The organism is Stenotrophomonas sepilia (assembly GCF_003244875.1).
GTDB classification, from domain to species: domain Bacteria; phylum Pseudomonadota; class Gammaproteobacteria; order Xanthomonadales; family Xanthomonadaceae; genus Stenotrophomonas; species Stenotrophomonas sepilia.
In genome coordinates this window covers 1-9,010 of sequence record NZ_LXXZ01000011.1, presented here as the reverse complement: position 1 = coordinate 9,010, position 9,010 = coordinate 1, and the positions used below count along the sequence as shown (strand labels likewise).

The window sequence follows — 9,010 nt, the reverse complement described above, 5'->3', positions numbered from 1 at the left end:
GCGGCATGGATGCCGCGGCCAAGCCCCCATGGACGGGTTTACGGCGTCTCCCGCCACCGGACCCACCCCGCCATCCCTCAGGAAACCCGCTTTTGACGTTGACGTCGCTTTGGCCTCTGCGGGTGCAGGGCGCAGCCCTGCAGAGAGCCCCCCCTTACCTGAACGGGGCTTTTTGCGCGAGGTCTCAGCCATCGGTTAGACTAGGCAGGTCTGCAGCGGCCGTCCGTTTCCCTTCGGGATCGCCGGCGACCAGGGTCCGCCCTCTTCGCCCGCCCCCACTCCGACGCCGTTCGTCACGCATTCCAGCCTGCGCTTCGTGCCGGCTGCACCCAACTTCTCGCAGCGCGGTTCACGGGAACGCTCCGAGTCAGCCGATCACTTTGATCTGCCCCCGTCTGTCCGCTCGGACAGGCGTTTCTTGTACCTGGAGCAATCTCAATGTCTTTTGAATCGCTGGGCCTGGCGCCCTTCCTGCTGCGTGCGCTTGCCGAGCAGGGCTACGAAAACCCGACCCCGATCCAGCAGCAGGCGATCCCGCTGGCGCTGGCCGGTCGCGACCTGCTGGCCGGCGCACAGACCGGTACCGGCAAGACCGCCGCGTTCGGCCTGCCGCTGCTGCAGCACCTGGGCACCGCCTCGCAGGAAGTGCGTGCCGGCCCGCGCAAGCCGCGTGCGCTGATCCTGGCCCCGACCCGCGAACTGGCCACCCAGGTGCATGACAGCCTGCGCGGCTACAGCAAGTACCTGCGCATTCCCAGCGCCTGCATCTACGGCGGCGTCGGCATGGGCAACCAGCTGGACATCCTGCGCCGTGGCGTGGACCTGCTGGTGGCCTGCCCGGGCCGCCTGATCGACCACCTGGAGCGTCGCAGTGTCGACCTGTCCGGCATTGAACTGCTGGTGCTGGATGAAGCCGACCGCATGCTCGACATGGGCTTCCTGCCGTCGATCAAGCGCATCCTGGCCAAGCTGCCGAAGCAGAACCGCCAGACCCTGCTGTTCTCGGCCACCTTCGAGGACAACATCCGCCAGCTGGCGCTGGAGTTCATGCGCAACCCGGAACAGATCCAGGTGACGCCGAAGAACACCGTGGCCGAAACCATCACCCATCGCGTGCATCCGGTCGATGCCGGCCGCAAGCGCGACCTGCTGCTGCACCTGCTGGCGCAGGACAGCCGCGAGCAGACCCTGGTGTTCGCCCGTACCAAGCACGGCAGCGACAAGCTGGCCACGTTCCTGGAAAAGTCGGGCATCAAGACCGCGGCGATCCATGGCAACAAGAGCCAGGGCCAGCGCCTGCGTGCGCTGGGCGACTTCAAGGCCGGCCGCGTGACCGTGCTGGTGGCCACCGACATCGCTGCGCGCGGCATCGACATCAACGAGCTGCCGAAGGTGATCAACTTCGACCTGCCGATGGTGGCCGAGGACTACGTGCACCGCATCGGCCGTACCGGCCGCAACGGCGCCACCGGCCAGGCGATCTCCCTGGTGGCGCAGGATGAAGTGAAGCTGCTGCGCGCGATCGTGCGCCTGCTGGGCCGCGACATGGACATCCGCGACGTGCCGGGCTTCGAGCTGCAGACGCCGATCCGCTGGGGCAACAGTGCGCCGGGCAAGGCCGAGCACGATACCGGCGAGCGCGCACCGCGCAAGAGCCACGCACGCCGTCCGCACGGTGATGCGCCGCGCCATGCGCATGCCGGCCCGAAGAAGGCCGGCGGTGGCCGTCGCGAGGGCGGTGGCAACGGCCAGCAGCGCGCGGGTGCAGGCGCCGGTCAGGGCCAGCGTCGTGGCGGTGGCGGTAATGGTGGCGGCCGTGGCCGCGGCCAGGGAGGCAATGGCGGCGGCCGCGCCGGCTGATCACAGCTGACAGCTGTTGTGCTTCCCGTTGCGCGGGAGGCTATCGAGGGACGGCGCTGACGCGCCGTCCTTTTTTGTTGCTGGCTACCGGGTGATGAAGCACGCGGTGGCGGTACCGAGGGCGGATGGGCATGGGGGCAGCGCAGAACACGCTGTAAATACGTCCATGTAGGCTCGATGGCGCCATCCATGGCGCCAACGGTTCTGCGCTGCCCCCATGCCCATCCGCATCAAGCATTGCCTGCGCCTTCTTCTCCCGCCGGGTAGCCGGGAGAAGAAAGATCAAATTCAAATTCAAATTCAAGTTCAAAGGCAAAAGCCGAAGTCGCGATTCCTGGCTGTGCTTTTGCTTTTGCCCTTGCTCCCGCCTTGGGGTTCGACGCGTCCGCGCCCGCAGGAAACTGTCGAGGGGAGGCCGGGCGAGCTGCGCAGGACCGTGAGGCGCATGGATGCGCCGATCGAGCTTACATGGACGCATTTACAGCGTGTCCTGCGCAGCCCGCCCGGCCGCCCCCACACGCATCAGTCAAGGCGCCAAACGCCTCAACCCCGCGCCTTGCTCGGATTCACCAGATTCCCGAAGAAGATCGCGTTGATCAGCAACCGGTCCGTCCCGTGCCAGTACTTCCGGTGCGCCGGATCGTCGGCGAACAGCACCACGTTGCCCTGCCCCTGCGCCGACACCAGCAGCCACGCGCTGCCCGCCACCCGCGCACGGTTGCGCTCGGAAAGATAGCCATTCACCCGCGGCGGCGTGTCGATGCGTACCACCGTCGAGAATGGGTTCGCACTCGGCTGCAGGGCAACTGTGTTTTCCTTGTTGACCGCCAGTTGCCGGCGCGGCACGCCGAACGCCAGCGGATGACTGATGTCCACATCGGCGCTGAGGATGTTGCCGCTGACCCGCTCGATCGCGGCGATGTCGCGCTGGTCGCCGAATGCGCGGCGGCTCTCGTCGGCAGTCTCTTCGTCCTTGCCGAGCTTCTCGCCGTCGGCGAGCTTCTGTTCGATCGCCCACTTCGAAGCACTGCCGTAGGTCACCAGTGAACCACCGGCCTGCACCCAGCGCTTCAGTGCAGCCACCGCCGTGGTATCGACGCCGGTGTAGGTCCCCCCGGACAGCACGATCGTGGTGTAGCGGTCCAGCGGCACTTTGCCCAGCTGCTGCGGGTCCAGCTTGCTGGCGGGCAAGTGCAACTGCTGGTCGAGCAGGAACCAGGCCGAGCCGATCTCGGTGGCGGCCACGCCCTCCCCCATCACCAGCGCAACCGCGGGTTTGCGCAGCGCCTTGACGCCGTCACTGCCCAGATCGATGCCTTCGCGGCTGCGGCCACTGGACAGCGCGTGCACCTGCACACCTGCCTCGCGCGCGGCCGATGTCACTGCCTCAAGCAGCGCCGCACCCTGCAGCGCTTGCCCGGCAACCGGAATCACCAGGCTGCCGGCAGCGAAGCTGACCTCGCCCTGCACGGTCGCGGTGGTGAACGGCTGGAACGCGGCACGTGCGCTCACGCCCTTGCCCTGCAGCACAGCCAGCGCGCGCCCGGCGTTGTAGTCGCGCCAGTCGATCGCGTACGCGAATCCGGCCTGGCCACCCAGCACCGCACCCTGCTCCGCCGGCAGCGCGGTCACGCGTGCGCCACCCTCGATACGGCTACGGCTGCCGGCGAACGCCACGCCGTAGGCCGGTGCGATCGCATAGCTGGTGCTGCCGTAGAACACATCCCCCTTGATTGGCGGCGTCTCGGCAAAGATCGAATGCACCAGGCGGAACTGCGCCTGCTGCACCGGCACCACGTAGGCGCTGCCGGCATCGAAGCGCTGGCCATCGACAGTGACTGCATGCTCCAGCGCGCGCACCTCGATGCGATGCAGCAGCAACAGTTCCAGCAGGCGACGGGTCAGTGCCGGATCGTGCGCGTCGCCGAACACGAAGCTCTTCACCGGCTGCTGTGCGGCCTGCTTCAACGCGCTCTGGAAGAACTGCTTCTGCAGGTCGAACAGGCCGCTGCGCTCAGCTACCGCACCACGCACCGTGCCCAGCCCGGTGGCGACCTGGTTGCGGATGGTGAACGGGAAGGTCAGCAGGCCGTTCACCGATTCCTGCACGCGGCCACGCGAACTGGCCTGCTCGACGGTGACGCCGACCGCGCCGTGGAAGTCCGGATAGGTCGAGCCATACACCGGCGAGAAGTTGTCGAAATTCTCGCCGGTGTAGTACAGCGAACCCAAGGCATCCAGCGCCTGCGCGTGGTACCTGGCCAGGGTCTTGTTGAACTCGTACGACGGCGCCGGAATCAACGGGCTGTGCATGCTCTTCGGCGAAGGCTCGAAGTAGTACGTGCTGTCCTTGCCCATTTCGTGGAAATCGATCTGCACGTTCGGGTACCACTGGTGGAACACCTCTACCTTCGGCCGTGAGTCCTGCTGGGTCAGGGCAAGCCAGTCGCGGTTGAGATCGGTGAAATAGTGGTTGGTGCGACCCTGCGGGAACGGCTCGACATGTTCCTTGTCGGCGGGGTCGGCCGACGCCGGATCGGAGGCCCAGGCATTGTGCCAGTTGGCGGCACGGTCGCGGCCGTCCGGATTCTGTGCCGGGTCGAACAGCACCACCGCGTGCTGCAGCCACTGCTGGGTTTCGGCACTGCGGTTGGCCACCAGGTAGTAAGCGGTCAGCATCGCCGCCTCGGCACTGGAGGTCTCGTTGCCATGCACGCTGTAGCCCAGCCACACCACCACCGGGCTGTCACCGGCCGCGCTGCGCGGTTGCGCCGGATCGGCCAGGGTCGCGTGCTGCTGGCGGATCTGCTCCAGCCGCGCATGATTGCCTGCAGCAGTGACGGTGGCGATCAGCAGCGGGCGGCCCTCATAGCTGCGACCGATCTCGCGCACGCTGATTTTGTCGGAACGCTTCGCCAGCTCCTGGAAGTACGCCACCAGTTGGTCGTGCCGAGTGTAGCGGCTACCGATCGGGTAGCCGAGGAACTGCTCCGGCGTCGGCACCGCTGCATCGAAGGCTGCCGCATCCGTGGCCTGCGGGAAGAAATAGGCACTCTGTGCCTGCGCCGGCTGCGGGCAGGACAGTACAGTGGCGGCGGCAAGCAGCAACGGAAGAACGGCACGGCGATGCAAGGACACGGTGACTCCCCTGGAACACAACGGCAGACAGTTGCGCGGCCGGTCCCTTCAGGTGGCCGGCTGCGGCGGATGGATCAGAAGCGGTAATCGAAGCCCAGCGTGAAGTAGCGGCCGCGCAGGTCGTACTGGCTGAAGTCGTACGGCGCGCGGATGCCCGGGAACGAGGCGTCGTACGGCGGCGTCTTGTCGGCCAGGTTCTGCACCTTGGCATACAGCGTCAGCTTGTCGATGCCGGTGTAGGCCAGGTACAGGTCGTACTGGCTGTAGCTGCCAACGCGCTGCTGCACGGCCTTGGCGGCGGTGCTGGCTTCCTGGCGGTAGCTGCTGGTGTAGTACCAGGTCACGGCTGCGTTGAAATCACCGTACTTCCAATCCAGCGTGGTGGTGGCCTTGTCCTTGGGCAGGGTCGCGCCCAGGTTGCTGCCGGCGTAGTCGACCAGCGGGCCACCGACCACGGTCGGGCGACGGTAGTCGCGCACGTGGGTGTAGGCCGAGGACACGGTGAAGTCACCCAGCACCGCGGTCGGGATGCGCTGGCGCAGTTCGACGTCGATGCCCGAGGTCTTCAGCTCGCTCAGGTTCTGGTAGCGGTTGTAGACCGCCTGCAGCTTGCCGCGCTCGTCGCGCTGCACGGCACCGGCCACGTTGTCGTTGACCAGGGTCTGGGTGTTGTTGGTGCCGACCAGATTGTCCAGCTGGATGCGGTAGTAGTCCACGCTCAGATTGGTGTTGGCCCACGGCGACAGCACCACGCCGAAGTTCACGCTCCTGGTGCGCTCGGGCTTCAATGCGTTGTTGCCGACGGTGAAGAAGGTCGGGTTCTGCCGCGAGCCCGGCACGTCCGGATCACGCGGATCGACCACGCTGCCATAGGCGATGCTGGTGCTGTTGGAGTTTTCCGACAGCGACGGCGCACGGAAGCCCTTCGAGGCCGATGCACGTACCAGCAGGAAGTCCAGCGGCTGCCAGCGCAGGCCGATCTTCGGCGAGAACGCATCGCCGAAATCATCATAGTGATCGGCGCGTGCAGCGGCGGACAGCTCCAGCGTCGAGGCCAGCGGTACGTTCACTTCGGCGTAGGCGGCACTGACCTGGCGCTGGCCATGTACTTCTGCGATGGCCGGGCGCACCTGCAGGCCGGCATCGATCTGCCACGGGTTGTTGGAATCGAGCTTCTCGCGGCGCCACTCGGCACCCGCGGCGAAGCCGATCTCGCCGGCCCAGGTGCGGCCCAGGCTGCCGGAAATCTTCGCATCGACGCCCTGCAGCTTGGACTCGGCCGGACGCAGCGTGGCGATGTTGATCGAATCACGCACCGACTGCGGCGTGGCTGCCGGGTCAAGCAGGTTGTAGCTGCCCGTGGACAGTGCGTTGGCCAGCGCCCAGCGGTTGGCGAACCCGCCGGACACAGTCTCCCGCTCACTGCTGCGCGCACCGAATGCAGCCACTTCCCAGTCCCAGTTGGCGGTGGTGCCGCGCAGACCGAACACGCCGCGATAGGCGGTTGAGCGGTTGGTCTTGATCGTGCCGCCGAGGTCGAAGAAGGTGTACTCGATCGGGATCGCACGGCCGTACGGGTTATACGGATTGCTGGCCGGCAGCAGCGACGACACCGGCTCGGCCAGGCCGCTGTCCGCGTTCAGTGCGAAGCGGCCGCTCTCCAGGGTGAAGAACGGGCTGCTGCCGAACCACGCGGCGCTCTTGATCTGGCTGTACAGCACCTCGCCGAAGGCTTCGACGTTGTCGTTCAGGCGGAACGTACCGTTGGCGTAGGCCTGATAGCGCTTGGTAGAGGGGATCAGCGTGGTGAACGGTGCCTGGTTGAAGCCGCAGGTATCACCGGACAGGCCATCGATCGGCGCGCTGGCAACGCGGGTGGTGCCGGCCGGGCAGTTGCCGTTGGCATCGAGCATCGGCACCGACACGCCGTTGACCAGGTAGCGTGCGCCCTTGGCCGACCAGCCGTTCCAGCGGCCACCGGGCTTGTCGGTGTAGATGCCACTGCGGGTCAGATTGCGCTCGTCCTGGTCCAGACGCTCGCGGTTGTAACCCTGCAGGCTGAAGAGGATGTTGTAGCCGTCGGTGTCCAGATCACCGAGGCCGCCGACGAACTTCAGGTTCTGCTCGTGCAGGCCGCCCTGGTCGGCACCGCCGAAGCTGCCGCCGATCTCGGCGCCTTCGAAGTTCTGCCGGGTGATGATGTTGACCACGCCGGCCACGGCGTCGGAACCGTATACCGCCGAGGCGCCGTCCTTGAGCACTTCAATGCGCTCGACCGCGACCAGCGGCAGCGCATTGAGATCGACGAAGGTGTCGGACAGGCCACCGGCCGGGAAACCGTAGTTGGCCAGGCGGCGGCCGTTGAGCAGGACCAGCGTGTTCTTCTGCGAGAGGCCGCGCAGGCCGATGCCGGCCGAGCCGGACGCCCAGCCGTTGTTGGTGGTTTCGTTGGCGGCGTTGCCGGTGTTGGCCGAGATCGAACGCAGCACGTCGGCCACGGTGGCCTTGCCGGTCTGTTCCAGCTGCTGGCGACCGATCACCTGCACCGGATTGGAGGCCTCGGTATCGGTGCGCTTGATGTTGGAACCGGTGACACGCACGGCGGCCAGGGTATTGGCGTCACCAACGGCGTCGGCGGAGGTTTCGGCGGCGGCGGACAAAGGCGCGGCCAGAGCGACGGCCAGGGCCGCCACGAGCAGGGTGTGCTTGGGCATGACGATGTGGGGAGATGGTAAGGACGACGAAGTTCCGCAGTAGTCCATGCCTGGCCCGGGTCCGGCCAATAACATCTCTTCATACGGATATAAGAGAAGCTATCATCTCTTCATCCGGATGGAAAGAGTTACTTCACGAAAGCCCGACATCCACTCAGGATGGCCGGCCACCTGCGGCGTACAATTGCGCCATGGAAATCTTCAAAGTCTTCATGCTCGAGGCGGCGCACCGCCTTCCCAACGTGCCGCCGGGGCACAAGTGCTCGCGCCTGCACGGCCACTCGTTCCGGGTGGAACTGAAGGTCGAGGGCGAGCCCGGCGCGCAGACCGGCTGGATCATGGACTTCGGCGACGTGAAGGCGGCCTTCCAGCCCATCTATGACCGCCTGGACCATCACTACCTCAACGACATCCCCGGCCTGGAGAACCCGACCAGCGAGAACCTGGCGGTGTGGATCTGGAACGAACTCAAGCCCAGCCTGCCGGCGCTGAGCGAGATCACCGTGCACGAAACCTGCACCTCCGGCTGCCGCTACCGCGGTCCGACGGCCTGATCAACTCATTGATCTGAAAGGTTTTTCAAAGGCGCCCTGAGCGCCTTTGTTATTCTTGTTGCATTGCCGCATCAAGGGCGTATGCTGCAATGCATCAAGCCACTCCCTGATGCCCCATGGCCGCCGCCTTCAGCGATCGCTTCAGTGATGCACCCGCCAGCTCGCCGCCGCGGCAACCCGTGCGAACCGGTTGGCGTTGGAGAACGCGGAAAGCATGTTCGGCGTGCAGTTGAAGGCGATGGAGCGCAACCTGACCGCGACCGGCGGCTGGCTGGGTGAACTGGCCCGCAGCGACGACGCGGCCGGGATGCTCAACAGGGGCGCACAGCTGTGGCAGGACAACCTGCAGCGGCTGGGCCAGGCCCAGCAGGATGTGGTCGGTCTCGGCCTGCAGGCCAGCAAGGCCTGGTCCGAACTGGTGCAGGGTTACAACGAATCAACGGCGGACGCGAACAGTCACTGACGCGACGCAACGCTCATTGCATGGGTCCCTCCCCCCATGCAATCCGGACCCGGCAGATCCCTCCCTCTGCCGGGTCTTTTTTTGCCCGTTGTCTGGATTCAAGAGCGCTTCCTCGTCTGGATTTCCTGCGAGCTGATGGGCCCCGCCGGGGCGGGCAGGGGCCTGGGCAAATGTCCCCCGGCGCCGGCCGTTGGCCCTGACTCTTTTCCATATTTTCGACACCACCAGACTCCCCACCACCACGGTTGCCGTCTTCTGCTTGAAAAAAAAAACCAGAGCTC

General features: G+C 66.1%; 4 protein-coding genes and 1 pseudogene. 3 read left to right on the top strand and 2 right to left on the bottom strand.

Going from position 1 to position 9,010, the window contains the following annotated elements; genetic code table 11:
- Positions 1–438: 438 nt before the first annotated feature.
- The gene (locus A7X97_RS00855; protein ID WP_049414254.1) at positions 439–1,860 is read left to right on the top strand and encodes a DEAD/DEAH box helicase; all 1,422 of its coding nucleotides are present in this window, start codon (positions 439–441) and stop codon (positions 1,858–1,860) included.
- A gap of 543 nt (positions 1,861–2,403) precedes the next feature.
- On the opposite strand, the gene A7X97_RS00850 is transcribed toward A7X97_RS00855, so the two are convergent.
- Both A7X97_RS00850 and A7X97_RS00845 read right to left on the bottom strand, forming a co-directional pair.
- The gene (locus tag A7X97_RS00850; protein WP_111007455.1) at positions 2,404–4,998 is read right to left on the bottom strand and encodes a M14 family zinc carboxypeptidase; all 2,595 of its coding nucleotides are present in this window, start codon (positions 4,996–4,998) and stop codon (positions 2,404–2,406) included.
- A gap of 74 nt (positions 4,999–5,072) precedes the next feature.
- Entirely contained in the window at positions 5,073–7,712 is a 2,640-nt protein-coding gene (locus A7X97_RS00845) for a TonB-dependent receptor (protein WP_072167757.1), read from the bottom strand.
- A gap of 191 nt (positions 7,713–7,903) precedes the next feature.
- Between A7X97_RS00845 and queD the strand changes: the two genes are divergently transcribed.
- Both queD and A7X97_RS00835 read left to right on the top strand, forming a co-directional pair.
- The gene (gene queD / locus A7X97_RS00840; protein ID WP_072167756.1) at positions 7,904–8,266 is read left to right on the top strand and encodes a 6-carboxytetrahydropterin synthase QueD; all 363 of its coding nucleotides are present in this window, start codon (positions 7,904–7,906) and stop codon (positions 8,264–8,266) included.
- A gap of 116 nt (positions 8,267–8,382) precedes the next feature.
- A pseudogene (locus tag A7X97_RS00835) lies at positions 8,383–8,729 on the top strand (phasin family protein).
- Positions 8,730–9,010: the final 281 nt, after the last annotated feature.